Source organism: Salipiger sp. D13 (assembly GCF_003703915.1).
Classification (GTDB): domain Bacteria; phylum Pseudomonadota; class Alphaproteobacteria; order Rhodobacterales; family Rhodobacteraceae; genus Salipiger; species Salipiger profundus.
In genome coordinates, this window is the sequence record NZ_RAPJ01000019.1 from 119,888 (window position 1) to 146,585 (window position 26,698).

At 67.1% G+C, this 26,698-nt stretch carries 20 protein-coding genes, 1 tRNA gene and 1 pseudogene; 10 read left to right on the forward strand and 12 right to left on the reverse strand.

Annotation, left to right across the window (positions count from 1 at the left end; genetic code table 11):
• Positions 1-120: 120 nt before the first annotated feature.
• From D6860_RS22020 to D6860_RS22040, 5 genes are all read right to left on the reverse strand, one after another.
• Positions 121-831 carry an ATP12 family chaperone protein gene (locus D6860_RS22020; RefSeq protein ID WP_076623425.1) on the reverse strand — a complete coding sequence of 237 codons (711 nt, stop codon included), beginning with the start codon at positions 829-831 and terminating at the stop codon, positions 121-123.
• Positions 828-1,508 carry an HAD-IA family hydrolase gene (locus D6860_RS22025; protein ID WP_076623426.1) on the reverse strand — a complete coding sequence of 227 codons (681 nt, stop codon included), beginning with the start codon at positions 1,506-1,508 and terminating at the stop codon, positions 828-830. The genes D6860_RS22020 and D6860_RS22025 overlap by 4 nt, the downstream gene beginning before the upstream one ends.
• Positions 1,505-2,551 (reverse strand): RluA family pseudouridine synthase, encoded by a 1,047-nt coding sequence (locus D6860_RS22030; protein ID WP_076623427.1) that lies wholly within the window; start codon positions 2,549-2,551, stop codon positions 1,505-1,507. The genes D6860_RS22025 and D6860_RS22030 overlap by 4 nt, the downstream gene beginning before the upstream one ends.
• Complete coding sequence (crcB, locus tag D6860_RS22035) at positions 2,548-2,925, reverse strand: fluoride efflux transporter CrcB (RefSeq protein ID WP_076623428.1); 378 nt, start codon at positions 2,923-2,925, stop codon at positions 2,548-2,550. The genes D6860_RS22030 and crcB overlap by 4 nt, the downstream gene beginning before the upstream one ends.
• A gap of 151 nt (positions 2,926-3,076) precedes the next feature.
• On the reverse strand, positions 3,077-3,322 hold the full coding sequence (locus tag D6860_RS22040) for an accessory factor UbiK family protein (protein ID WP_076623429.1): 246 nt from the start codon (positions 3,320-3,322) through the stop codon (positions 3,077-3,079).
• 96 nt (positions 3,323-3,418) lie between these two features.
• Between D6860_RS22040 and lgt the strand changes: the two genes are divergently transcribed.
• From lgt to D6860_RS22060, 4 genes are all read left to right on the forward strand, one after another.
• Positions 3,419-4,306 (forward strand): prolipoprotein diacylglyceryl transferase, encoded by an 888-nt coding sequence (gene lgt, locus D6860_RS22045; protein ID WP_076623430.1) that lies wholly within the window; start codon positions 3,419-3,421, stop codon positions 4,304-4,306.
• A complete protein-coding gene (locus D6860_RS22050; protein WP_229743347.1) occupies positions 4,303-5,364 on the forward strand; it encodes a class I SAM-dependent methyltransferase in 1,062 nt (353 codons plus the stop codon). The genes lgt and D6860_RS22050 overlap by 4 nt, the downstream gene beginning before the upstream one ends.
• Positions 5,361-6,116 (forward strand): peptidoglycan editing factor PgeF, encoded by a 756-nt coding sequence (gene pgeF / locus D6860_RS22055; RefSeq protein ID WP_076623431.1) that lies wholly within the window; start codon positions 5,361-5,363, stop codon positions 6,114-6,116. The genes D6860_RS22050 and pgeF overlap by 4 nt, the downstream gene beginning before the upstream one ends.
• 572 nt (positions 6,117-6,688) lie before the next feature.
• Positions 6,689-7,375, forward strand: coding sequence for a Hint domain-containing protein (locus D6860_RS22060; protein WP_076623432.1), 687 nt, complete (start codon positions 6,689-6,691; stop codon positions 7,373-7,375).
• Positions 7,376-7,397: 22 nt separating this feature from the next.
• Here D6860_RS22060 and D6860_RS22065 read toward each other — a convergent pair whose 3' ends face one another.
• Positions 7,398-7,898, reverse strand: coding sequence for an Lrp/AsnC family transcriptional regulator (locus tag D6860_RS22065; protein WP_076625346.1), 501 nt, complete (start codon positions 7,896-7,898; stop codon positions 7,398-7,400).
• 192 nt (positions 7,899-8,090) lie between these two features.
• Here D6860_RS22065 and trxB point away from each other — a divergent pair, with 192 nt between their 5' ends.
• Complete coding sequence (trxB, locus tag D6860_RS22070; RefSeq protein ID WP_017468921.1) at positions 8,091-9,095, forward strand: thioredoxin-disulfide reductase; 1,005 nt, start codon at positions 8,091-8,093, stop codon at positions 9,093-9,095.
• 235 nt (positions 9,096-9,330) lie between these two features.
• Complete coding sequence (locus tag D6860_RS22075) at positions 9,331-11,409, forward strand: bifunctional sulfate adenylyltransferase/adenylylsulfate kinase (RefSeq protein WP_076623433.1); 2,079 nt, start codon at positions 9,331-9,333, stop codon at positions 11,407-11,409.
• A 71-nt stretch (positions 11,410-11,480) separates the two neighbouring features.
• Here the strand turns inward: D6860_RS22075 and D6860_RS22080 are convergent, their stop codons facing one another.
• From D6860_RS22080 to D6860_RS22100, 6 genes and pseudogenes are all read right to left on the reverse strand, one after another.
• Positions 11,481-12,389, reverse strand: a complete 909-nt coding sequence (locus D6860_RS22080) for an autotransporter domain-containing protein (protein ID WP_128549312.1) — start codon at positions 12,387-12,389, stop codon at positions 11,481-11,483.
• Between the two features lie 413 nt (positions 12,390-12,802).
• Positions 12,803-12,998 (reverse strand): annotated as a pseudogene (locus tag D6860_RS25835) (IS5/IS1182 family transposase); the annotation flags it as partial.
• A 127-nt stretch (positions 12,999-13,125) separates the two neighbouring features.
• Entirely contained in the window at positions 13,126-15,312 is a 2,187-nt protein-coding gene (locus tag D6860_RS22085; protein ID WP_076623435.1) for a pentapeptide repeat-containing protein, read from the reverse strand.
• Positions 15,313-15,350: 38 nt separating this feature from the next.
• On the reverse strand, positions 15,351-18,623 hold the full coding sequence (locus tag D6860_RS22090) for a hypothetical protein (protein ID WP_076625347.1): 3,273 nt from the start codon (positions 18,621-18,623) through the stop codon (positions 15,351-15,353).
• Positions 18,624-18,666: 43 nt separating this feature from the next.
• Positions 18,667-21,054: a pentapeptide repeat-containing protein gene (locus D6860_RS22095; RefSeq protein WP_076623436.1), complete on the reverse strand. Its 2,388-nt coding sequence runs from the start codon at positions 21,052-21,054 to the stop codon at positions 18,667-18,669.
• Between the two features lie 758 nt (positions 21,055-21,812).
• Positions 21,813-21,886, reverse strand: a tRNA-Gly gene (locus D6860_RS22100).
• Positions 21,887-21,981: 95 nt separating this feature from the next.
• Here D6860_RS22100 and D6860_RS22105 point away from each other — a divergent pair.
• From D6860_RS22105 to D6860_RS22120, 4 genes are all read left to right on the forward strand, one after another.
• Positions 21,982-22,464 carry a flavodoxin family protein gene (locus tag D6860_RS22105; protein ID WP_017467694.1) on the forward strand — a complete coding sequence of 161 codons (483 nt, stop codon included), beginning with the start codon at positions 21,982-21,984 and terminating at the stop codon, positions 22,462-22,464.
• A 119-nt stretch (positions 22,465-22,583) separates the two neighbouring features.
• Positions 22,584-24,911 (forward strand): Tex family protein, encoded by a 2,328-nt coding sequence (locus D6860_RS22110; protein ID WP_076623437.1) that lies wholly within the window; start codon positions 22,584-22,586, stop codon positions 24,909-24,911.
• A 170-nt stretch (positions 24,912-25,081) separates the two neighbouring features.
• A complete protein-coding gene (locus D6860_RS22115) occupies positions 25,082-26,170 on the forward strand; it encodes a methylglyoxal synthase (protein ID WP_076623438.1) in 1,089 nt (362 codons plus the stop codon).
• A 109-nt stretch (positions 26,171-26,279) separates the two neighbouring features.
• A complete protein-coding gene (locus D6860_RS22120) occupies positions 26,280-26,687 on the forward strand; it encodes a cupredoxin domain-containing protein (protein ID WP_076623439.1) in 408 nt (135 codons plus the stop codon).
• Positions 26,688-26,698: the final 11 nt, after the last annotated feature.

The window sequence follows — 26,698 nt, forward strand, 5'->3', positions numbered from 1 at the left end:
CCCCTTTAGTGATGGCGAGTTTGTTCGGATTCCTCTTTGCAGGTCAAGCCGCTCTGCCTCAAAAAAGGACTATGGCCGCCGCGAAAACGGGCAGTCGTCGCGGCAACGCAAGGGGATTCATCACGCCTTGCAGAGCGTATAGAACCGATGCGCATGATGAAAGGCTGCCTGCTTGCGCGCGGCCATCTCGGCGGCCTCTTCGTCGACGCCCCACTGTTCTTCCTGCCAACTCTCGTCGAGCCGCGAAAGCGCCCACAAGTGCTGGGGATCTTGGGCCGGGTCGGTTGCCGCCAGCCCGAGCACCAGAGAGCCCGTGAGCGACACGAGATCGTGAAACGCGGCAAGCTCGAACGCGTCCATTTCGTGCACCCGCGCGGCGAGCCGGTCGAGCGCCGCGCCGTCCTGTGGTGCGTGCATGATCCCGGCGCGCGGCGCGAGGCGGGCGCCATGCGTGGCCTCGGCCCAGTCGAGCATCGGGTCCCACTGTTCGGCCTGCCGCTCGACCAGCGCCTCGGGCCCGTCGGCGCGGTAGCACAGCAGGTCGCTGTCACCGTATTCCGCGAGCATCTGCGCCACCTCGGCCCGTTGTGGCGCGACCTTCTCGATGGCGCTGTTGGCGGTGCGGGTGAAGGGCATCGTGTTGGGGTCGATCTTCTCGTCCTGCGCCTGCCATTCGGCGGCGATGGCCTCGGCCAGCGGGCGGGTGGGGACGACGAGCGGGGACTTGCCCGGCGTCATCACCCGGCGCCCGTCCAGCGCGATGCCGTGGCCGCCCTTGACCTCGGTGGCGGTGGCCTGCTCGTAGAACCTGCGTGGGGCCCATTCGCTCATGCGGTCTGCTCCCGGATCTGGTGCAGAAGGCCGGGCAGCTGGCGGATGTCGTCGATCACCAGGTGCGCGTCCTTCAGTCGTTGCGCGTCGTGATAGCCCCAGCTCACCCCGATCGCGAGCATCCCGGCGGCCCGGGCCATCTCCATGTCAAAACTCGTGTCGCCGATCATCACGGCCCGTTGCGCCGGCACACCGGTCTCGGACAGCGCCGCGTGCAGCATCGCCGGATGGGGCTTCGACGGGTGGTCGTCGGCACATTGCATCGTCACGAAGAGCGACCGCATGTCGTGCCCGTCGACCAGCTTGTCGAGGCCTCGGCGCGACTTGCCGGTGGCGATACCGAGCAGCGTCTCGGGCACCGCGTGCAGTGCCTCGAGCACCTCGCGGACATGCGGGTAGAGCGGCGAGCTCTCCGGTGTGCCCTTCTCGGAACGCAAAGCCAGGTAGTGAGCCTTGTAGGCTTCGACCATGCCGCCGCGCATGGCCGCGTCGAGGCCCGGCGAGAGCTGCGCGATGGCGCGATCGAGCGACAGGCCGACGATCGACAGGATGTCCTCGCGGGCCGGTGCCGGCCGTCCGGCATGTGCGAAGGCCGCAGCCATGGAGGCAAGGATGTCGGCCTGGCTGTCGACGAGCGTGCCGTCGACATCGAAGACCACGAGGCTGAGGTCGGTCATTGCAGCGCCTCGAAGGGATCGTCGGCGGCAAGATCCTCGGTCCAGCCGAGCGTATCCCACGTGTGCTTCATGTGCTCGGGCAGGGGAGCGGTCACCGTGACCGGCTTTCGCGTCACCGGGTGCAGGAAGGTCATCGAGCGCGCGTGCAGGTGCAGCTTCTTCGAGATCACGCCGCCAAGCTGGGCGCCCCAGCCGTCGCCGAGATTCTCCTGCCCCGAGCCGCCATACTTGCCGTCGCCGATGATCGGATGGCCGATCTCGGCCATGTGTGCGCGCAGCTGGTGGGTGCGGCCGGTGATCGGCTCGAGCGCCACCCAGGAGGCGCGGCCCGCGACGCGGTAGAGCGTGGCATAAAGGCTGTGCGCCCGCTTCGCGCCAGGCGTCAAGTCGACCTCGCGGGGGTGAACGCAGACCATCTTCTCGCCTTCGCCCGACTTGCCGTGCCCCGCCGCCTTGACCAGCCCGTAGCGGATCTCGCCCAGGTAGGGCGTCGGTACGCCGGCGACGACGGCCCAGTAGATCTTGCGGGTCTGCTTGTGACGGATCGCGGTGGTGAGCCCCTGTGCCACGGCACGCGTGCGCGCCAGCAGCAGCACGCCCGAGGTGTCCTTGTCGAGCCGGTGCACGAGCCGCGGCTTCTCGTCGAGCCCGAAGGTCAGCGCCTCGGCCAGCCCGTCGACGTGTCGGGTCAGCTTGCTGCCGCCCTGCACCGGCAGGCCCGGCGGCTTGTTCAGCGCGATGATGTGGTCGTCCTTCCAGATCACCGCGTCGCGGATCATCTTCGCGTCGGCGTCGCTCACCTTGGGCTTCGGCGGGGCCTTGGGGGCTTCCTCGGGCTCGGGCAGGGGCGGAACGCGCACTTCCTGGCCGGGCTCGAGCCGGGTCGCCGCCTTCACGCGCCCGCCGTCGACGCGCAGCTCGCCCTTGCGGCACATCTTCTCGATGCGCCCCTGCTGGAGATGCGGGAACTGGCGCTTGAGCCAGCGGTCGAGCCGCTGGTCGCCGTCATCCGGGCCGACGGTGATGGTCTGAACGCGGCTCATGCGAAGACGCTCCGTGTGAGGGCCAGCCCGGCAAACAGCGCCGCCACCGACACCAGCACCGACACGGCGACGTAGCCGAAGGCGAGCGCAAGGTCGCCGCGCTCGTAAAGCGTCGCGACGTCGAGCGAGAAGCTCGAGAAGGTGGTGAAGCCGCCGAGGAACCCGATGGTGAGGAAAGGCGCGAGGCGGGTGGCCGAGAAGTTGGCCATAACCACGACGAGCACGCCCATGAGAAACGATCCGAGAATGTTCACCGTCAGCGTGCCCCACGGGAAGGACCGGCCCATCAGCGAGGTCATCGCCACGCCGGTGAGATAGCGCCCGGAGGCCCCGAGTGCGCCGCCTAGGGCGACCTGGAGAACGGTGAGGATCATGCGTGCGATCTGTCGGCTGCGGGGGCTGTTGTCAAGCGTGACGGGTCAACGTGAAAGAGCCGGGCGCAGCCCCTGCGGGCCGACCCGGCGCATCTTGCGGCTCCGCGCCTGGGGCGGAAGCGGGCGGCAGAGGCCCGCCCGTGTAGGAACCTTACTCGGCCCCTTTCTCGAGCGCGTCGAGCCGCGCCTTGAGCGCCTCGTTCTCCTCGCGGGCCTTCTGGGCCATGGCGCGGACGGCGTCGAACTCTTCGCGGGTCACGAAGTCGCGATCCGCAAGCCAGCGGTCGATCATCGACTTCATCGCGGTCTCGGCCTCGTCCCGTGCGCCCTGGGCCACGCCCATCGCGTTGGTCATCAACTGCGAGATGTCGTCGAATACCTTGTTGCGCGTCTGCATGTGCGACTCCTGATAGCGTGTTGCTCTCTATATGGGCCGGGAGGGCGCGAGCCTCAAGGTTGACTTCCGCTCGAATCCCAAGCCACTGATGCGCGCATGATAGCCGCGATCCCCTTTCCTCCGCTCTCGCCCGAGCTGTTCTCGATTTCCATCGGCAGTTTCGAGTTCGCCCTGCGCTGGTATGCGCTGGCCTATATCGTCGGCATCCTGCTGGGCTGGCAGCTTGCCACGGCGGCGGTGCGCCGCGCCCGGCTCTGGCTGGACGAGCAACCGCCGATGACCCCCGAGCAGGTCGAGCAGCTGATGACCTGGGTGATCCTCGGCATCATCCTTGGCGGACGGCTGGGCTTCGTGCTGTTCTACCAGCCGGTCTACTACCTCGCGAACCCGGCCGAGATCCCGATGATCTGGCACGGAGGCATGTCGTTCCACGGCGGTCTGCTGGGGGTGATCGTCGCCGTGCTGGCGTTTTGCGTGAAGAACCGCATTCCGCTGATGCCCGCGGGCGACATGATCGCCCTCGCGGTGCCGCCGGGCCTGCTGCTCGGGCGGCTCGCGAATTTCGTCAACGCCGAGCTCTGGGGGCGGCCCACCGATCTGCCGTGGGGCGTGATCTTCCCCGGCGAGGCCGCGCAGGCCTGCGGGCAGGCCGCGGGCGAGCTCTGCGCCCGGCACCCCTCGCAGCTCTACGAGGCCGGGCTCGAGGGCCTTCTTTTGGGCGGCCTGCTGATCTGGCTTGCCTTCGCTCGTGGCGCGCTGAAACGGCCCGGCATGGTGGCGGGCACCTTCTTCGCGGGATATGGTCTCGCGCGCTTTCTCGTCGAGTTCGTGCGTCAGCCAGACGCGCAGTTCGTCTCGCCCGGAAACCCTCTTGGGCTGGCATGGCACGTCGGGGGCTACGGCCTGACGATGGGGCAGATGCTGTCGCTGCCGATGATCCTCATCGGGGTGGGGCTGCTGGTCTACGCGAGGCGCCGGGCGTGACCCCGCTGGCCGAGATCCTGCGCCGGCGCATCGCCGCCGAGGGGCCGATGACCGTGGCCGAATACATGGGGCTCTGTCTCATGCATCCGCAGCACGGCTATTACACCACGCGCGATCCGCTCGGCGCGGGTGGCGACTTCACCACCGCGCCCGAGATCAGCCAGATGTTCGGCGAGATGCTCGGGCTCTGCCTCGCGCAATGCTGGCTGGAGCAGGGGCGGCCGTCGCCGTTTCTCCTGTCAGAGCTGGGGCCGGGCCGGGGCACGCTGATGGCCGACGCGCTGCGCGCCATGAGGGCGGTGCCCGGCATGGTCGAGGCCGCCGAGGTGCATCTCGTCGAGGCCTCGCCCAGCCTGCGCACCGCACAAAACGCGATTCTCTCGGATCACGCGCCTGTCTGGCGCGACAGCATCGCCGCCCTGCCCGAGGGGCCGCTCTTCCTGCTCGCCAACGAATTCTTCGACGCGCTGCCCGTGCGCCAGTTCCTGCGGGTCGGCGACGCATGGGCCGAGCGGGTCGTGGGGCTTCAGGACGGGGCGCTGAGCTTCGGTCTGACCGAGCCCGCCGCGCAGGCCGCGCTTTCGCACCGGCTGGATGACACGGCCGAGGGCGACTTGGTCGAGACCTGTTCGCCGGCCCTTGGCATCTCCGAGGAAATCGGCCGCCGCATCGCCGCGCATGGTGGTGCTGCGCTGGTCGTGGATTACGGCAGCGCGCGCAGTCTCGGCGATACCTTCCAGGCGCTGCGCCGGCATGAAAAGGTCGATCCGCTGGCGTACCCCGGCGAGTCCGACCTGACCGCCCACGTCGATTTCGGGGCGCTCGCCGAGGCCGCCCCCTGCGCCCATAGTGCGCTGACGCCGCAGGGCGTTTTCCTCGAACGCCTCGGCATCACCGACCGCGCTCGTGCACTCGCGGCGAAGCTCTCGGGCGAAGCGCTCGACAGCCATGTCGCCGCACATCGCCGGTTGACGCACCCCGACGAAATGGGTTCGCTGTTCAAGACACTGGGATTCTTTCCCGAAGGCGCCACCCCGCCCCCCGGATTGCAGACATGACGCTCGAGATCATCACCGCGCCCAGCCTGACCCCGTTCCGGCACGGCTTCTTCACCCGCAAGGGCGGGGCGTCGTCCGGCGTCTTCGCCGGTCTCAACTGCGGGAACGGTTCGTCGGACCAGTCCGAGATCGTGGCGATCAACCGCGCCCGCGTTGCCGAGGCGATGGAGGTGCCCGTCGCGCGGCTAGTGAACGTGCAGCAGGTCCATTCCGCGCGGGTCGAGGTGGTGGACGGGCCCTTCGACGGCCCCGCACCCGAGGCCGACGGGCTGGTGACGGCCACGCCGGGCGTGGCCATCGCGGTGCTGACCGCCGACTGCCAGCCGGTGCTCTTCGCGGACGCGGAGGCCGGGGTGATCGGCGCGGCCCACGCGGGCTGGCGCGGCGCCATCGACGGTGTGCTGGAAGAGACAATCGCGGCGATGGTCCGTCTCGGCGCCGAGCGCGAGTCCATTCAGGCGGTGATCGGGCCGACGATCAGCCAACGCGCCTACGAGGTCGGCCCCGAGTTCTTCGACGACTTCATGGGCGAAGGGCCCGAGAACGCGCGGTTCTTCGCGGGCGGGGCAGGGGACCGGCTGCATTTCGACCTGCCGGGCTATACGCTGCAGAAGCTGCGCGACGAGGGGATCGAGGCGGAATGGACGCGGCATTGCACCTATTCCGACCCGGACCGGTTCTTTTCCTACCGCCGCTCCGTCCATGACAGGGAAGCGGACTACGGTCGGCTGATCTCGGCAATACGGATCTGACGTGTCGGGCTCTGCCCCGGTCGGCAGGCCCGTTCGACGGAGCGCGACGGGCCGCCGCGGCGGCGGCGCACAGACCAGCCGCGCGACAGGCAGCGGCACCATGAGGCAACCGAGCCGCTACATCAGCTCGGTGGTGAAAACCGCGAGAGCCACCGAGATAATGCTGCCGTGGGCGCAAAAGAGGCACCGTGCGGCGGGCGAGCTGCGGCAACCGGCGCCGGACTGACGCTCGCCCGGAGATGATTCGCGGCGTTTGCATCTGTGCTTTGGCGAAATCGTTTATAATTAACTGACAATCTTAGCTGACGCGCAGGATTGGCCGGACGATCTTGCTAAAAAGCGGTTCAATTTTGACAAGTCGGCGCGATTGGGTCCTGAATGTCCGCGACGGAATCTCAATCGTCCTTCTGTCGTTGTTGGTGGGGGCCAGCACGGATGTGACCAACCTCGAGGGGGATCACATGACGCGCCTTCACCAGTCCTTCCGGCCCGTGGGCGGCGCCGTTCCAAGGGCGACCGCACACGATCCCGGGGCCCTCCGCCATGGGCGGACCCGGCGGGCATCCTCTCTCATGCGCAGATACGAGGCGGCCGCCTTGCTGGCGGACCTGTCGATCTCGTTCCAGAGCCATGTCGCACCGGCGAACGCGCTGTTCGAGGAGGCCACGACCGCCTTCGCCCGGGGCACGCTTCTGCCCACGGTGCGCGGTTCGGTGGCGATCGAGGATCTGCTGCCCGGCGACTACGTCGAAAGCAGCGAGGGCGCGCAGCCTGTGACCTGGATCGGGTCGACCTCCTACGTTCCCGGTATCGAGGACGATGCGACGACGCTGGCGGATCTGTGGCGCATCACCGCCGATGGCTTCGGACCGGGGCGGCCCTTGGCCGACGTGGTGGTCGGGCCGGCGGCGCGCATGGTCCTGAGCCGCCCGCGCCTGAGGTCGCTGATCGGAGGTGACCGGGTGCTGGTGCCGGTTTCCGATTTCGCGGACGGTGAACGTATCCTGCAACTCCGCCCCGCCGGGTCGGTGCAGCTGTATCACTTCATGCTCGGGCGGCACGGCACCGTTCGCGTCGGCGGCATCGAGATGGAAACCTACCACCCGGGAAAGGCCGCGGCGATGCCGCAGTCGCTGGAGATGCGCCGGCTGTTCCTGTCGATGTTTCCGAACATCGCGGTGATCGAGGACTTCGGAGAGCTCACGATGACCCGCACGACGCGGCGCGTGATCGAGGGGCTGACGGCGGGGGCGGTCTAGCCGCGCCCCGCGCAAAGGCACCTCAGGCGGACCGGCTCAGCCGTTCCTCGAGCACGTCGAACGGGACCCCGGGTTCATCCTTGGCGCCGCGGATGACCAGCGAGGTCTTCACCGAGCCCACGTTGGGGGCGGTCAGCAGGTCTCCGGTCAGGAAGCTCTGGAAGGTCGAGAGATCGGGCGCGACGCACTTCAGGATGAAATCCACCTCGCCGTTCAGCATGTGGCATTCCCGCACGAGCGGCCAGGCGCGGCAGCGTTCCTCGAAGGCGCGCAGGTCGACCTCGGCCTGGCTCTGCAGCCCGACCATGGCGAAGACCTGCACCTCGAATCCCAGTTCGCGCGGATCGACCTCGGCGTGGTAGCCGCGGATGAACCCCTGTTCTTCGAGCGTTCGCACGCGTCGCAGGCAGGGCGGGGCCGAAATGCCGACGCGTTTGGCAAGCTCGACATTGGTCATGCGGCCGTCGGCCTGAAGCTCGGCCAGAATCTTGCGGTCGATGGGATCGAGCCGGTTCCCGGGCATGGTCATTCCTCATGTGAAATCGCGATTGTTATAGCACCCCAGCAGCGCTGCGCAATAATGTTTCATAGGAGTGAAAGATTATTAAGGAAACGAGAATTTCCTCGGGCAACCAGCCTGCGGGGTTTCCGGCGCGGTCGCCCATGTCTATATGCAGGTCGAAACGCGAATGCCATAGCTTGCGAGGCGCTTTCCATGTCCGACACACGCCATACCAAGGTTCTCATCATCGGGTCCGGTCCGGCCGGCTACACCGCGGGCGTTTACGCCTCGCGCGCGATGCTCGAGCCGATCCTCGTGCAGGGGCTCGAGCCCGGCGGCCAGCTGACCACGACCACCGAGGTCGAGAACTGGCCCGGCCACACCGAGGTGCAGGGCCCCGAGCTGATGGTCACGATGGAGGCCCACGCCCGCGCCATGGGCACCGAGATCATCGGCGACATCATCACCTCGCTCGACGTGGACAGCCGTCCCTTTGTCGCCAAGGGCGACAGCGGCACGACCTACACCGCCGACGCGGTGATCCTTGCCACCGGCGCCCGCGCCAAGTGGCTCGGCCTGCCGTCGGAAGAGGCCTACAAGGGCTTCGGCGTCTCGGCCTGCGCGACCTGTGACGGCTTCTTCTACCGCGGGCAGGAAATCGTCGTGATCGGCGGCGGCAACACCGCCGTCGAGGAGGCGCTGTTCCTGACCAATTTCGCCAGCAAGGTGACGCTGATCCACCGCCGCGACGAGCTGCGGGCCGAGAAGATCCTGCAGGACCGGCTCTTCAAGAACGAGAAGATCGTGCCGCTCTGGCATCATCAGCTCGAGGAAGTCGTGGGCGAGGACAACCCCAAGGGCGTGACCGGCGTGCGCGTGAAGAACGTGCAGACCGGCGATGTCTCGGAGATCCCCTGCAAGGGCGTGTTCATCGCTATCGGGCACGCGCCGGCCAACGAGCTTGTCAAGGACACGCTCGAGACGCACATGGGCGGCTACGTGGTGACCAAGCCCGACAGCACCGCGACCTCGGTGCCCGGCGTGTTCGCCGCGGGTGACCTGACCGACCACAAGTATCGTCAGGCGGTGACCTCGGCGGGCATGGGCTGCATGGCCGCGCTCGAGGCCGAGCGCTGGCTCGCCGAGCAGGGTGTCGACGAGGGCAAGGACGAGGCCGAGCCGCTGGGCTACGGCGCGCCGGTGGATGCGGCGCACTGAGCAGCGCGAAAGCCGAGATCACGAGACGAGCGAGCGGGGCGTGCCGGGAGGCGCGCCCCGTTTGGATTCCGGATGGCTGCGATGGGCTGGGCGCCGAGTGCCAAGCGAGCGGGCACCGGCGCGTTGCAATTGAATCATGACGGCGGAAATCCCCCGCTTTCCGAGATTAGGGGTTTCCCCGCTGGGGGTGACTGTGCAATGCGTTCAGGCGTGAACACACTTTGAGTCGCACGCCATGTCCGCACAGGGTGCAAAACCGATCACCGACGAGGAAGGCCCGCTCTTCCACCTCCTGCGCCAGCTCGACCTGGCGCCGGATGCGTCGCAGCGCGAGATTTCCTCGGCGATCGGTGTGTCCCTGGGGCGGCTCAACGCACAGCTTCGGGCCGCTGCCGAGGCCGGGTTCATCAAGATCAGTGAACGTTCGGGGCCGGACCGGCGTCAGCGTTTCGCCTATACGCTCACCTCGCGCGGCGCGGCCGAGAAGGCCCGGCTCACCGACCGCTTCCTCGCGCGGAAATTTCTCGAATACCAGGCGCTTCATGCCGAATTGACGGGAACCGCCAGCGGCTACGTTCCAACCAGCCACAGGACCAGATTTATGCAGAACAACCTTGCTCCCATACCCGAGCTGTATGTTTCCTACGACAGCGCCCAGAAGATGAAGGTCGAAGCCGGCGAGCTCGTGTCGCACGACCTGACGCCGCGCCAGATCTGCGACCTCGAGCTGCTGATGAACGGCGGTTTCTACCCGCTCAAGGGCTTCCTCGGCCAGGAAGACTATGACGGCGTCGTCGAGAACATGCGCCTTGCCGACGGCTCGCTGTGGCCGATGCCGATCACGCTCGACGTGTCCGAGAAATTCGCCGACAGCCTCGAGATCGGCCAGGACATCGCGCTGCGTGACCAGGAAGGCGTGATCCTCGGGACCATGACCGTCACCGACCGCTGGGTTCCGAACAAGTCGGTCGAGGCCGAGAAGGTCTTCGGCGCCGACGACGATGCGCACCCGGCCGTCAACTACCTGCACAACACCGCAGGCAAGGTCTACCTCGGTGGTCCGGTGACCGGCATCCAGCAGCCGGTGCACTACGATTTCCGCGCCCGTCGCGACACGCCGAACGAGCTGCGCGCCACCTTCCGCAAGCTTGGCTGGCGCAAGGTCGTCGCGTTCCAGACGCGCAACCCGCTGCACCGCGCCCACCAGGAGCTGACCTTCCGCGCCGCGAAGGAAAGCCAGGCCAACCTGCTGATCCACCCGGTGGTCGGCATGACCAAGCCGGGTGACGTCGATCACTTCACCCGCGTGCGCTGCTACGAGGCGGTTCTCGACAAGTATCCGGCGTCGACCACCACCATGTCGCTGCTGCCGCTCGCCATGCGCATGGCCGGCCCGCGTGAGGCTGTCTGGCACGGCCTGATCCGCAAGAACCACGGCGTGACCCACTTCATCGTCGGCCGCGACCACGCGGGCCCCGGCAAGAACTCGGCGGGCGAGGACTTCTACGGTCCCTACGACGCGCAGGAGCTCTTCAAGGAGCACGAGGAAGAGATGGGCATCGAGATGGTGCCGTTCAAACACATGGTCTACGTGCAGGAGCGCGCCCAGTACGAGCCCAACGACGAGATCGAGGACAAGGAAAACGTCACGATCCTGAACATCTCGGGCACCGAGCTGCGTCGTCGTCTCCAGGAGGGCCTTGAGATCCCCGACTGGTTCTCGTTCCCCGAGGTCGTGCAGGAGCTGCGCAAGACAAAGCCGCCGCGCTCGCAGCAGGGCTTCACCGTGTTCTTCACCGGCTTCTCGGGCTCGGGCAAGTCGACCATCGCGAACGCGCTGATGACCAAGCTCATGGAGATGGGTGGCCGTCCGGTGACGCTGCTCGACGGCGACATCGTCCGGAAGAACCTCAGCTCCGAGCTGGGCTTCTCCAAGGAGCACCGTGACCTCAACATCCGCCGCATTGGCTACGTGGCGTCCGAGATCACCAAGAACGGCGGCATCGCCATCTGTGCGCCGATCGCGCCCTACGCCGCGACCCGTCGCGCCGTGCGCGAGGAGATCGAGCAGTACGGTGCATTCGTCGAGGTGCACGTCGCGACCTCGCTCGAGGAATGCGAGCGCCGCGACCGCAAGGGCCTCTACAAGCTCGCGCGCGAAGGCAAGATCAAGGAGTTCACCGGCATCTCCGACCCCTACGACGTGCCGCAGAACCCCGAGCTGTCGGTCGAGACCGAGAACGTCGACGTCGACAACTGCGCGCACCAGGTGGTCCTCAAGCTGGAAAGCATGGGCCTGATCGCGGGTCACTGATCCGCGCCTGAAGATGACAGCATGACGGGCGTCCGCATTCGCGGGCGCCCGTTTACGTTCCGGGGCAGGGCTCAGAAGCGGGTGCGGTAGGTGGTGTTGAGCGTCAGCGGGCGATCCGGATCGAACACCCGGCTGCTGTCGACGCTGAGCGACAGGCTGCGCCGCTTGTGGCTCCAGCTGATGCCGGTGGACAGCCGGGGCGTCGTATACGCACAGCTGCCCGATGGCTTGCGCCAGCGTCCGTCGGACAGGCCGAAGCCCACGAAGGGCCGCAGGTCGCGATCCGGGCGAAACGTGGCGCGGGCGGACAGGCTCGCATTGCGCTTGGAGATCTCGAAGCCGGACAGGTCGCCGAGTTCCGGCACCACCTGCCGCGACAGCGCGAGGCTCGCCGATCCGGAAAGCTTCAGCGCGCCGAGGCGCCGGTCGAAATAGGCGCGCGCCCCGGCCGCGAGCCGGGTGGCGCGGGTCTTGCCTCCGCCTGCCAGCCTGTAGACCGGGCGGGCGAGGCTCATCCATGTCTTCAGCTTCATGTGCTCGCCGACCTGCGTGCGGATGTAGGGCCCGAAGGACAGGGTGCGGCTGCGGACCTCTTCTCCGGTGTCGAGATCGGCGCGGGCCAGCGTGAGCGCAAGCCCGGCCCGGCTTTGGCGCATGACTGGGACGTCGTAGCCGGACATCAGCTGTGCGCTGACGCCGCGCGTGCCGCCGCGGTACTCGCGAATCTGAAAGGCCACCCAGCCCCGCGCCATGCTCTCGCGCGAGCGCGACGCGAGGAACAGGCCGTTCCCCGAGAGGTTCACATGCCCGAAGCCGTTCATCACCCGCCAGACCGCGGACTCCTGTGCTGCGACGTCCGCTGACAGCGTCGTCGAGGCGCTCAGGATGAAGGCGTCGCGCGGGTCTTCCTCCGCCATCGCCATGGCGGGCAGAAGACTCAGGCAGAGCCCTTGGAGTATGAATATGGACAGCGCGCGCATGGCAGATCACCTGCAGGAGCGGTTCGAAAGGCGGGTCGTTCGGATTTCCGAGGGCACGGCGTGAAGCAGCGTCGCCCGATGCGGATGTGCAGCGATTAGCGCCGCTTGCGAGTCGCATCAAATCACGATTTCTCTTTTCAGGTGTGCTGGCCGGGTGAGGCGCGCGCTGCAGTCAACGTGATCTTTGCCGCCTACCAGCTAAGCAGGGATGTGGCGCCATGGGATGATCACATGCCCGACCCTCGTTACGAGGCCGGTTCCAGCCGAAGACCGTTCCCGGCTGGACGGTCGTGAGCGATCATGACGTCGTTGCCGCCCCGAAGGGCAGAGCGTGGACATTTCGAACCACGCCATCCTCGGTAGGTGCGATGCGGATGGTGGCGGATCAATGGGCCGTCCTGGCGAGTACGGCGTCGGTTCCGGCGGTTGCAGAGCATCTTGTGGGGGGGCGCATCTGGCGCCTCTCTCCATCGCAAACCGTCGCGATTGATGAAGAGACCCCAGCCTGGGATGCGTCGGTCATCGACCCATGGCTTGCCATGGGACTTCGGAAGGCAGGGGCCCCCGACGCGCCATCTGCGCATCGCTCAGCCAGAAGAGATCGGACAGATCACGGCTCTTTCTTCGCGCGGTGAAACATGTCGTTCAGCTTGAAACGAAGGGGTCTGAGGCTGCTGCGAGGACGCCGCTCCAAGCGGGCTCCGACCCGAGCGTGGACAAGACAGGAAAATCCCGATCAGTAGGTATGGGTGGTTTCGGCGATCCCCTCGATCCCGTCTGCGGCATCCTCCGCCGTGCAGTTCGACGCTGACGCGCCTGCGGTGCCCTTGCTGCCACCAGCGCCCGCCGCGCCGACGTAGTGCGTCAGCGTGCCGGTGACGGATGAGCCGCTGCCGGTCAGCACGATGTTCACGCTGGGTCCGGAGTTTCCGCCCGCGCCCGCGCCCGAGGCGCCACCGATCCCGCCGGCGCCGCCCCTTGCACCCGAGGCGCCGCCATCGTTGCAGATGTCGCTGTAGCTCTTGCCCGCGCCGCCGGAACTGCCCGCGCCGCCCTTCTGGCCTGCGCCGCCGGGCGAGCCGTCGCCGCTGCGTGCGCCCGTGACCACCGACGGCCCGCCCGCAAGGCTCAGCTGCGCGCCGACCAGCACGATCCCGAAGCTCGCCCCGCCCATCTGGCCGCCGCTGCCGGGGGTCGCGCCACAACCGCCTGAGCCGCCGCCACCGCCCGCTCCGCCGCTGTAGGCCGAAGAGCTGCAGAGGCAGTTGGCATAGCCGCAGGAGCCGCCGGGTCCGCCGCCACCGCCACCACCACCCGCGAGCCCGTTCGTGCCCGCGCCGGCAGCGGAGCCGGTCCACACGCCGTTGGCGTCGAAGGAGCCCGTTGTGTCGGTCGCGGCAGCGCCGCCGGCGCCACAGCTTCCGTTTCCGCCCTTGGTGCCCGTGGCTGCCGACTTGGGCAGGCCGCCGCGTCCCGAGGGACAAGCGTAGCAGGCCAGCGAGTCGGCCTTCGAAAGGCTGCTGCCGGAGGCGTTGGTCCCGGTCCCGCCCGCGCCGCCGCTGCCGCCATTGCGCCATTGTACATGGCATTCGTATTTGCACTCGACCCAGGGGAAGGGCAGGTGCGAGCTCGCGGTGGCCGAAATTGTCTGGCCGCCCGTGCCGCCCGCTGCTCCGCAGCTTGACGGACCGCCCGCCCCAGGAGAGCCTGGACCGGTCCCGGGGCTACCGGTGACGCCGTCGGCCCCCGCAGTGCCGTCACCGACGGCGGGGCCGGTGGTTCCCGCTGCGGCCACGAGGTTCACGCCGTCGAACGTCAGCGCTGCACCGGAGGCGCGAAGCGCGATGCTGTGAGCCGAGACCCTTGGTGCCGAGGGAGAGCTGCCCACGACAAGCAGGTTCTGCAACACGATGCCGCTGTCTTGCGCCGTGAGATCGAACGCGGGGACGCCATCGGCTGGTGCCTGCACCCGGGACTGGTAATTGCTCACGGGTTTGTCGCCGACATAGCCGCCCGAGATGGTGATGGCTCCCTTGCCGGGTGCCACCGGTGCCGCCAGCGCATAGGTGCCGTATTGCAGCGTCACCAGGCAGTCCGCCGACGTGCACTGATCGGCGCCGTATGCGATGGTCTTGCAGTAGTTCGAGATGTCGCTCCCGCATCCTGCGGCGTCCGTGCCCTCTGACGAGACGTAGACGGTCTGCGCCACGGCGGCGTAGGTGCGCAGGGCAGTGCCTTTCGGTGGGACGAAGGCGGAGGATCCGGCCTTGGCGAAGCCCTCTGCGCCATCAGGGGCGGCTTCGTAACGACCCTCGGGAAGCGCGACCGCTTCGTCGAAGACCCCTTCGAGCACCGAACCGTCGTCGAGTGTAACCGAGCAGTCCGGCAGATCGGCTCCCGTGAGATCGATGGCGTCCACACGATGCGCGAACTCGCAGCTTAGCGTCGTGTTGGTGAAGTCCGCGGTACATGCCGTATCGGCGTCCATGGCAACCACCGGGCCGAAGACGGCCTCGGTGAGCACCACACCGGGGAAGTTGCTGCAGTTGAGCGTGGAGTACTGGAAATCGCCCGCGGTGATCGTTGTGCCGGTGAAGTCGGCGCCCGTCAGGTCAGCGTTCTGAAAGAGCGTGGGAACGCCCTCGGCGCCGGCCTGGATGGTGGCGTCCCGAAATGTCGCTCCGCTGAGAGATGCTCCGATGAAATTCCCGCCGGTGATCACTGCGCCCGAGAAATTCGCGCCGTCGAGGTCGGCTCCCGCGAGGTTCGGTGCCTCGAGCGTCCTGCCCGAGAAATCCTGACCCGAAAGATCGCAGCCGGGACAGATGAGAGGGCCGCCCTGCGCGGCCGGGCTCCCTGCCCATGCTCCGAGAGCGAGGGCGGCAGCCCCCGCGATGTGCCAGACGCTTGTTCCGTTTCCCATGTCCCGTTCCCCCTCTCCAGAATGTTTGTGCGCTTCGGCTAGCGGCGAGCGCCGGTGGGCGGCAGCCACATGCTGATCGACGGACCGGTCCGTCCGTCGGGCCCCGCGCCGGGCACGTCGGGGCCCGCAGGTGTCCCGGCTCCGTCCGTCACCATCGCGTAATTCTCGGTGTAGACGGTGTGCCACATGTCGACCGCGAGGGCGGCGGCGGCCATGTTCGGCGTCGCTACCAGTGGATTCTGTGCCGGTGGTGTCGCTCCGTAGGTGTAGATGGACATGGCGTAGTCCGACGGGTCGATCCCCGCGCCCTTGTAGGACAGCACGTAGATGTAGGTCTTGCGCTCGTCTCCGACGGTTTGCATGTCGATGAAGGTCGTTCCGGTGGCGCCGGTCAGATAGAGCCAATAGGTCGGATCGCCGTTGCTATCGACGAAACGTTTTACCGGGTTCATGGACAGGTCGTAGGCCGAGATCCGCGCCACCTGCGCTCCGCCGTGCGTGGGGTCGGCCGAGGTATCTTCGAGCACGAGAATGGTGCCATCGTAGGCGCAGCTCACGGCAACAGGATAGAACATCAGTCCCGGGCGGGTCGGATCGGTGGCAGGACCTGCGGCGAATTCCGCCAGTGGCACGGCGTCGTCGGCGGCGCCGCCGATGGTCAGACGGGCCACCATCAGCTTCTTGGTCGAAGAGTTGGTGCCGATGACCTTGAGCGATGGGTGCAACGACACGGAGTCGGGGAACAGCGGGAAGCGCCCGTAGCTCGGCTGCACCGGGTCCATGTCGAAGGGCGCCCCGGTTTCGAGCGTGACCTTTCTCAGGTGGAAGCCGCCGCCTTGTTCGGGGGGCAGCGAGGAGGGGCGGGGGTCAATGTAGTACTCGCCGAGATCGAGGTCCTTTGGATCCGGGGTCGGAATCTTCCCGTCCGGTCCCTTTGCCCAGTTGCCGCTGCTGTCCATCAGGAACTTTGGCGGGAAGTAGTCGAAGACCATGCGCGAACGCCCCGCGAAGCCGCAGGAGGGAAAGGTCTCGTCGATGGAGGGCATGCCGGGTATCGCGACGGTCTGGAAGGTGAAGAGCTGCCCGCCGGGCGTGGTCTGGCCGCATTGCGGCAGGCCGGTGCCCGCGGCCTGGAAGCCGATCCCTAGCGTCGCCTTGCGCTGGCTGAGAGAGAGCCCGGTCCAGTCGCCGAAGTTGTTGCCGGTTGGTGCGTTGTTGCGGCTGGCCACGGTTGCGGTCGGTGCGGTCGACGTGTTCGTCCATGCATAGGCGCCGCCCGCATAGGTCAGGATCTGCTTGTGTTCGTAGATCGACTTGTCGGTCAGCGGGACCGGGTATTCCACGAGGTAGAGGCTTTGCTGGGCCATCGTGGTCTCGTCATTTGGCAGCCAGCCGGTTGTCGCCTTGCCGGCCAGCCAGTCGCCAACGTAGAAATCCGCCTCAAGCTTGACCGATCCGCCGAGCGTGTTGCCCTCGAAGACCGCCTGCAGGCTCGTGGGCGCATCTGTGTCGCCAAGCGCATGCTCGTAGCTGACCGTGGGACGGTTCTCGTTCTGGTAGATGAGCTTGACCACATACTTGCGCTCGGACCCGTGCGGGAAGACCTGCGCCCTCGGGTCGGGGAAGACGTCGATGGTCGAGGTGATGGTGACAGCCACCTTGTTCTCGATGTTCCACGGCGACGTGGCGATGGTAACGATGGTCTCGGTCATCTGGGCCACGGTCGTGAGGATATTCACCGTCAGCATGATCCAGCCCGCGAAGGGAATCTCGTCCTCGATGGCGCCGCCGGCCATCTCGGCCTCGGCCCAGGCCAGCGCCTTGCCGACCCCCGAGCTGAACAGGAACTTGACGACCGACGTCGCGGCGGACCAGTTGAACGACCGGTTGGCCGCGGAGGTGCCGCCGATATAGGCGGCGATCAGGGCCGCGCCCGCGGCCATCACCTTCTTGTTCGAGCTCAGTTGCTGCACGATGTCGTAGAGCGGCTTGTAGGACTGCGCCGCCGCCCCCACCGCAAGCAGCATCGACGGAACGCCAAGATTGAAGACCGCGGTCAGGATCCCGCCAAGCGCCGGGGTCTTGGGCCATGGGTCCGCGCCGGTGCCGAGACCCGACCCGTAAAGGGAGCACGACACGGCGCCGGGCGGGAAGGTGAAGGTGACCTCGGTCTCTCCGGGCGGCGGGACCGGCACCGCGTAGACCGAGTTCATCGGAGAGATCATGCCGATGAAGCGCAGGTCGTCGTACTGGTTGTCGAAGGCCTCGATGATGATCTTCGTCGAGAGCCCCTCGTCGTCCACGGTCCAGTTCGGCAGCTTCATCGGTTTGCCCGCGGCATCGTAGAAGCGGACATAGAGACCGAGATAGCGGAATGCGGTGTTCTCGAACGTGACCTTGACCTGGTTCTTGGCGGCATCGGCCACCGAGACCTTGAATGTCAGCATGTTCACGGGGCTGGTGTTGGCCACCGCCACCGACCAGGCGTCACCAGCCTGCGCCGCCAGTCGTTCCGAGGGCGGCAAGGCCAGGAGTTCGGCGAATTTCTGCACCTGCGGACCGCCGTCTTCGCTCTGCACGGCTGTGCCGGTCTGCACCGTCCACTTGATGTTTTCCAGAGATTGAAGGTTGTTGACCTGATTGATCAGCATCTTGAGCGGAGCGGCAGCAGCGCCCTGAATCTGGTCGCTGGGGTGCTGGCGATAGGTGCCCCAGGCTTTCTTGTCGTAATCCGCCTCTTCGCTCTTTTCGACGAAAGGTTGCAGCGTCGCCCAGCCCGAGGACTCGGTCGGCTGCCCCATCATCCGCATCTGCGTCGCCAGTGCGTTCACCTGGGTCGCGACGTTCGGGCTGTCCATCAGGTCGAGGATGATCTTGGCCCCGGCCTTGTCCTTGGTCACCAGGTCGGGGTGGTGGAAGAGAAAGGTCTTCGCGGTCGAGGTGTAATCGATGGGCGTGGCGTGAACCATGCTTGCGTCGGTGGCAAATGCGTCGTCCTCATGGGGGAAATACATCGCGGAGTGGCTGATGCCTTCCTCGCCGTGGCTGCCCTCGAAGCCGCGCATGGTGTGGCGGATGTGGATACGCGAGACCGTCTCGGCCGGCATGTGAACCGGGGCCTCGATGTAGTGGGTGACCCCCTTGAGCGCGTCGCGACACTGCTGGTGCGGCGCCTCCCCCATCGCGGCGGCGCGCGTCTCTTCGGTATGAGGCACGAAACGGTGCCGCTTTCCCATGTGAGCGAGGAAGTAGTCCTCGCCCGGGTGGGCATCGGACAGGTCCGCGTGGAACATGATGGGTTTGGCTGTCATGGTCAGTGTCATTAGGGATCTCCCGGCTCCGCTAGACGATCATTCAGTTGCAGCCGGGATGGGGCTCTCCGACCCATGACCGGCTGGATGCGATGTACCTGCTGCATCCGGCTGTCCCGATTGCGGGGTATTTCGTGCCGTCGACGGCGCCCAGGTCGCCGCAGGCAAGGTTCGGATTGCATTGCAGGAAAAGCCGTCCGAGCGCGCCGCCGGCGCTGCCGGACTTGGTCTCTTCGGTGAGAAGTGACTGGACCGGTCCGATGGTGCTCAGCGCGTTGTTCGAAAGGTCGAGGAAGCTCAGCGAGGTCAGCGCGCCGAGATCCTTGGCAAATGGGCCGAGCACGTCCGTCAGGGCATTATGGGACAGGTCCGCGTAGAGCATGGTGCTCTGAACTGGCAGAACGAAGCTCGTAAGCTTGTTGTACTGTGCGTTGAGCGACGACAGGTAGGTGTTGGCAGACAGGGTGATCCCGGTCAGCTCGTTGTCGGCGACATTGAGAAACTCGATGGGCTCAATGCTCGACAGGTCCAGCGACGTGAGCTGGTTCGACTCGAGATTGAGCGAAACCAGTCCGGTCTTGTTCCCGGTGAACTTGAGCCCGAAGCTGGTGAGCTTGTTGTCGCTCAGGTCGAGCGTGTGCATCGCGGTGAAATGCTCGAGGCCGGTGATATCGGTTATGCCCCGCGCCGGACAGTTGACCGCGCCGATCGCCTCGGCCGTGGTGATGAGCACCTCGGTCTGGCCGGCGGGCAGGCTCTCCAGGATGCAGGACTTCAGGTTCTGGTCGGCGAAATGCACGACGTTGCCGGGGCCCGCGTTGCAGTTGATCGACCACATGGTGGTCTGACCGGACGCCGTGCAGCCGGTCGTCGTCCAGTTCGAGGCCAGCCGCCAGGTGTCGGGGCAGAGCTCGCCCGGGGTCTTGCCCGATCCGGTGTCGCTTGCGAGGCTGTTGTCGGGGCAGCGCACAGAGGTGCCGGTCACGTTCGGAAAACTGGTCGGACCGTAGGCGATTCCGAGGCTGTCTATGATGCCGCAATAGGGATCCGCGCCCGCGGTCTTGGGCTTGCAGCAGAACTGGCTGTCGACCATCACCGCATCGTTGAACAGTGCCGAGCTGACCGAAGCGTTCGAGAAATCCGCTCCGCCGAGTTGCGCGCAGCTGAACTCGGGCGGTTTTCCCGCGCCGGTGATCTGCGAGATCGTCGCGCCCACGAAGCCCGCCGACTTGAGGCTGGCCTGGCTGAAGTTGGTCTGCTGGATGTTGGCCTTTGCGAACTGGGCGGTGTCCATCGTCGCACCGGCGAAGTTGGTTCCGCTGAGCGTCGTGCCGCTGAAATCGGCACCGATCATCGAGCATCCGGAAAAGTTGACCGACGAGACCCGTGCCTGGCTGAACCTTGCATGGTCGAAGATCGCGAACGTGACCTGCGCCGGCGGGATCGACGCGCCTTGTGCCTCGAATATCGCCTGACTGAGGTCGGCGTTGGTGAAGGTGCTGCGGGTGAGCACCGCGCCCGAGAACCGCGACTGGGAAAGCTGCGCGCCGGTGAAGTCGGTGTTGTCCGCCGTGGCGTCGGTGAAGTCCGCGGGGTCCGAGGCGGTGATCGGCGCCGGAGCCTTGGGGCAGGGGCTGCCGTCGGCGGTCTTGGTGCCCCCCGATGCGCCGAAGCCCTGCGCGCAGACGAAGGTGCTCCCGGTAAGCGCCGCTCCGGTGAAATTGGCCCCGTTCAGAGCCGTGCCGTCGAAGACCGCGTGCTGAAGGAAGGCACGGTCGAGTTTGACCTCGCTGAGATTGGCGCCGGTGAAATCGAGTGCCGCAAGATTCGTGTCCGTCAGGATCGCGCCGCTCAGATCCTGGCCGCGAAAATTGACCTTGGCGGGGTCGACGCCGTGGAAGTTGGCATTGGTGAAATCGCTCACGCGCCAGTTGGCGCGCCGATCGGGGGACGAGGGGTCGGTGATAAGGTCGATTTCGAGACTGGCACCCGTGAAATTGGTTCGGCAGGTGGTGTCGGCAAGAATGTTCTGCGTCGCGCCGAATGTCGCCTCAAGCAGGTTCGTCTGCGAGAAATCGGTGCAATGAAACGTTGCGAACGTGAAATTCGTCTCGGGCATCTCGGCGCCGGTGAACACGGTCTTGGTAAGGTTCGCTCCGCTGAAATTCACCGCGGGATACTTGGCGCTTGGTCCGAGGTCGGCGCCGGTGAAGTTTGCGGAGGTCAGGTTCGCCTTGGCGAACGTCGACCCCTGGAGATTGGCACCGGTGAAATTTGCATGGTCGAGACTGTTCGCGGGGCACGCTCCGAAATTGAAGTCGTTGATGGTCTGCCCGCTGTAATCGGCAGGTGTTGTCGTGGGGCAGGATGCCTCTGCATGGGATGACAGCAGGGCCAGTGAAATAGAAGCTGCCAGCGTGGTCCGGAACATGGTGGACCTTTCTTACAAACATTGTTGCGGGTGATATTCAAAATCAAGAAACAACTTTTACGATAGTCGCACTACTTTAAATTGTAAATCTATTTTGATCCGAAGCTATGGGTGGCTCCTGCGACGGTGCAGTGTCTGGTCTTTCGGCCATTGAGCCGCGTGTGAGGGCTCTTGCTGTGCAAGAGGATTTCGCGCTGTGTCGCGCGGGTCGGGGCCACCGAGTGTTCCGCCTGTTGGCTCAGCACGGCATGGCTGCCGGCACCGCCCGATGATGCCGCCCACAGGTTGTTTGCCGCCCAAGCCATGAGGACGTTTCGTCAGTCCGACCCGGGCTGCGAACGACCGGCCGGAGCGAAACTGATCGGGGGTCTTGCGCGGAGCTGCAACTACGGATGCTAGAGGCACACCTCACCTGACGGGGCGAAGACAGGTGCGCGATTCTCAAAGGGGGTGTTGATGCGCACCGGCGAGCCAGACACCTTCCGCGTCAGGGCAGCGGGTTCATCTCGAAAAGGATATGGGCCACCCGGAACAACGCCTGAATAAAGGCTTTCAACGCACGGCTCCGAGCCGAATGCGTGAAGCGCACCTGTGAATGCGTCCAGACGATATCGCTGAAATGCTGGAGGATTGGCGCAAAGACCAACACGAAGGGGCAATCGGGACCAACGTCCGCTGCAGACCTGCTCAGATCAGCGCTCGAAACCAGCCGGTGAGCCTTATGCAGGCGCGGAAACTCGAGGCGTTGTTGAGGAGGTTGGAGCGGGCGACGGGAATCGAACCCGTATCTCTTGCTTGGAAGGCAAGGGTCTTACCATTACACAACGCCCGCTCTGTGGGCGGGTGCATATGACATGGGCCGGCGTGCGTCAAGTCGGCGTCGCGCACCGGCTTTCCCACGCGGCGAGGCTTCGCTAGGCTGCGGAAATGACCTTGCTCATCGTCTATCATTCCCGCACCGGCGGCAGCCGCCTGATGGCCGAGGCCGCGCGTGATGCGGCCGCCGAGGAAGGCCCGGCGCGGCTCCTGCGTGCCGAGGAGGCCGAGCCCGAGGACCTGCTCGACGCCGACGGCTATCTGTTCTGCGCCCCCGAGAACCTCGCGGCGCTGTCGGGCGCCATGAAGGAGTTCTTCGACCGCTGCTACTACCCGGTGCTCGGCCGGATCGAGGGCCGCCCCTACGCGCTGATGATCTGCGCCGGGTCCGACGGCGAGAACGCGGCGCGGCAGGCGGCGCGGATCGCGACGGGCTGGCGGCTCAAGGAGGCGCAGCCGCCGCTGATTCTCTGCACCCATGCCCAGACGCCCGAGGCGATCATGGCCAAGAAGACCATCCCCGAGGAAGAGCTCGACCGTTGCCGCGAGCTGGGCGCGGCGCTGGCGGCGGGGCTCTCGATGGGCGTGTTCTAGCAGCTGACGCCACGTGCTCGGCGGGCTCTTGCGCCCGCGCGGGGCGCCGCCGACATCGGGCTTGGCGCGCGTCGCGGCCCGGCGTATCAGGACGGTCCCGAACGAGAGGAGCACTGTCCTTGGATCATACCGCCGCACGGATCGCCCGCACCATCGCCACCGAGATCGCCGCGAAGCCCGACCAGGTTGCCGCCGCGGTCGAGCTGCTCGACGGGGGCGCCACAGTTCCCTTCGTCGCGCGTTACCGCAAGGAAGTGACCGGGGGCCTCGACGACACGCAACTGCGCACGCTGGGCGAGCGGCTGACCTACCTGCGCGAGATGGAGGCGCGGCGGACGTCGATTCTCGAGTCGATCAAGGGGCAGGGCAAGCTGACCGACGCGCTCGCCCGGTCGATTACGCAGGCCGAGACCAAGGCCGCGCTCGAGGACATCTACCTGCCGTATCGCCCCAAGCGCCGCACCAAGGCGATGATCGCCCGCGAGCGCGGCCTCGAGCCGCTGTTACGTGGCATTCTCGACGACCGCCGCGCCGATCCGCAGGCGCTGGCCGAGGGCTACACCGGTGACGAGGTCGAGACCGTCAAGGCTGCGCTCGAGGGCGCGCGCGATATCCTCGCCGAGGAGTTGAGCGAGAACGCCGAGCTTCTGGGCAAGCTGCGCGACTTCATGCGCCGTGAGGCCCGCATCACCGCGCGGGTGCAGCCGGGCAAGGAAGAGGCCGGAGCCAAGTTCTCGGACTACTTCGACCACAGCGAGCGCTGGGCCGACATTCCGGCGCATCGGGCGCTGGCCATCCTGCGCGCCTCGAAGGAAGAGATCGTCACCGTGGCCATCGCGCCCGAACCCGAGACCGGCACCGAGCGGGCCGTGGGCATCGTCGCGCAGGCCATCGGCATTCCCGGCGACGGCCCCGGCGACCGCTGGCTGCGCGAGGCGGCGGGCTGGACGTGGCGGGTGAAGCTCAGCCTCAACATGTATGTCGACCTGATGACCGAGCTGCGCCGCAGTGCCCACCAGGAGGCGATCCGGGTGTTCTCGCGCAACCTCAAGGATCTGCTTCTGGCGGCACCGGCGGGCAGCAAGGCGACGCTGGGGCTCGATCCGGGCATCCGCACCGGGGTCAAGGCGGCGGTGGTCGACGCCACCGGCAAGCTGCTCGAGACGGCGACGCTCTACCCGTTCCCGCCGAAGCGCGACCTGCGCGGCTCCGAAGAGCAGGTGCTGCGGATGATCCAGCGCCACGGAGTCGAGCTGATCGCCATCGGCAACGGCACCGCCAGCCGCGAGACCGAGCGCTTCGTCGCGGATGCGCTGAAGATGCTGCCGGAGGGGCCGAAACCGACGAAGGTGGTGGTCTCCGAAGCCGGGGCCTCGGTCTATTCCGCCTCGGAGCTGGCGGCGAAGGAGTTCCCCGAGCTCGACGTGAGCCTGCGCGGCGCGGTCTCGATCGCGCGTCGGTTGCAGGACCCGCTGGCCGAGCTCGTCAAGATCACCCCCGAGAGCATCGGTGTCGGGCAATATCAGCACGACGTCGACCAGCGGCTGCTCGCGCGTGCGCTCGAGGCGGTGGTCGAGGACGCGGTGAACGCCGTGGGCGTGGACCTGAACACCGCCTCGGCGCCGCTGCTGGCGCATGTGGCGGGGCTCGGGCCGTCGCTGGCGCAGGCGATCGTCGCGCATCGCGACACGCATGGCGCCTTCCCGTCGCGCAAGGCGCTGAAGAAGGTCACCGGCATCGGCCCCAAGGCCTTTGAGCAGAGCGCGGGCTTCCTGCGCATCCGCGAGGGCGACGAGCCGCTCGATGCCTCCGCCGTGCACCCCGAGGCCTATGACGTCGCCCGCCGCATCGTGCAGGCCTGCGGGCGCGACATCCGGCAGATCATGGGCCAGCCCGAGGCGCTGAAGGCTGTGCGGGCGGAGCAGTTCGTCGATGCGAGCTTCGGCCTGCCGACGGTGAAGGACATCCTGTCGGAACTGGAAAAGCCGGGCCGCGATCCGCGCCCGAGCTTCCGGACCGCGACCTTTGCCGAGGGGGTCGAGGACATCAAGGACCTGAAGCCCGGCATGTCGCTCGAGGGCACGGTGACCAACGTCGCGGCCTTCGGGGCCTTCGTCGACATCGGCGTGCACCAGGACGGGCTCGTGCACGTGAGCCAGCTTGCCGACCGGTTCGTCAAGGATCCGCACGAGGTGGTCAAGGCCGGCGACGTGGTGCGCGTGCGCGTGACCGAGGTCGACGTGGCCCGCAAGCGCATCGGCCTGTCGATGCGCAAGGACGGCGGTGCGCGGGGTGCCGGGGAGGGCGGCCGCGACCGGGCGCAGCCGGCACCCAAGGCGGCGCGGCAGGGCAAGCCCGGCAAGGGCGGCCGCGGCGGCGGCAAGCAGTCGGCGGACCAGACCGGCGCGCTCGGCGCGGCGCTGATGGACGCGATGAAAAAGCGCTGACGGCGGGGCGGGGCGCGCCAAGTGGCGCCCCGGTCCGGCACGGCGCTCGCTTGACGCTTGGACAGGCGGGCACATGCCTCTAGGTTGCACCGGCGGACCGGCCTGCGGGTCGGGCCGCCGGTTTCCCCTGTCCCGCCGCGCGTTGCGGCCCAAGCCCGCGAGATCCGCCCATGGCCTTCGACTTCATCCTCATGCTCACCGAGAACGACCGCACCATCCCCGACGCGAGGGCGCGGATCGACGAGGCGCTCGAGGGCGGCGTGCGTCACATCGGCTTCAAGGACGTGGGCCTGCCGTTCTCCGAGCTCACGGGGCTTTCCGATGCCATCCGTGCCGCCGGCGGGCGGTCTTATCTCGAGGTGGTGAGCCTTGACGAGGCGAGCGAGATGGCCTCGGCCCGCGCGGCGGTCGAGCTCGACGTCGACTGCCTGCTCGGGGGCACGCGCCCCGAGGTGGTGACACAGGTCACCCGCGATCATCCGCTGCGCTACTATCCCTTCTGCGGCGAGATCACCGGCCACCCGAGCGTACTCGAGGGCCCCGTCTCGGCGGTGGTCGACTCGGCGAAGCGGCTGACCGACCTCGAACACGTCCATGGGCTCGACCTGCTCGCCTACCGCTTCGCGGGGGACGTGCCCGACCTGATGCGGCAGGTCTGCGACGCGGTTGAGAAACCGGTCATCATGGCCGGCAGCATCGACGGCGAGGCCCGGATCAACGCCGCCGCCGCAGCGGGGGCAGGGGGCTTCACCGTGGGCACCGCCGCGCTGGCGGGTGCGTTTCCCGCCGACGGGCCGGGCTTTGCCGCGCAGGTGCGCGCGATCCTGAACTTCACCGCGAAGGCCCGCGCCCGATCAACCGCGCCGCGCCGCATCGCGCTGGCCGCGCATGACACCCGCAAGGCGCATCTTCGCGCCTGGGTCACGCGCCATGCCTCCGCGCTCGAGGGGCACCGGCTGGTCTGCACCGGCAGCACCGGCCGGATGATCTCCGAGGCCGCGCCGAAGTTGTCCGTACGCCGCCTGCAGCGCGGCTCGCGCGGGGGCGACCAGCAGCTTGGCGCGCTGATCGCCACGGGCGAGCTCGACGCGGTGATCTTCTTCGCCGACCCCACCGTGCCGCATGGCGGCGAGGCCGACCTGCAGGCGCTCACCCGCCTGTCGATCCTGCATGACACGCCGCTGGCGCTCGGGCCGTCGGCCGCCGACATGATCGCCACGGCGCTGGTCGGCGAGGGTGGCGCGCGCGCGTCGATCTGACGGAGCACCTTGGCCGCCGGCCCCGGGTCAAACTTTCGCCTTAGTCATCCCTTAAGGATCGCGGCAGCCATGCGGTGGGGGCCGATGTGCTTGTTCGAAGGAGCGAACCATGCTGCGCAAGACCGGGATCCTCGTCCTCGCCCTCGGCAGTCTCGCCGCGCCGCTGCAGGCGGCCGAGCATTACGTGCTGATGATGGGGATCGGCTATTTCCCCGACCAGATCTATCCCGACGTCGGCGACACCGTCCGCTTCGTGAATGAATCCGACCTGCCGATGTCCGCCGTGGCGACCGATCAGAGCTGGAGCACCGGGCTGCTTCTGCCCGCGGGCCAGACTGTCATCACCGTGGCCGAGGGCATGACGCAGACGTTCGGCGATCTCCTGACCGAAGGCAGCCTTGCCACCGGGGTGATCGACTATACCTCGGAACCGCCGCTCGATCTCGAACGCAACCTCGAGCGCAACCACGAGGCCAGCTACGTGGCCGATCCGGTTCCGGACACGACGCAGAACTGACGCCGGGCCGG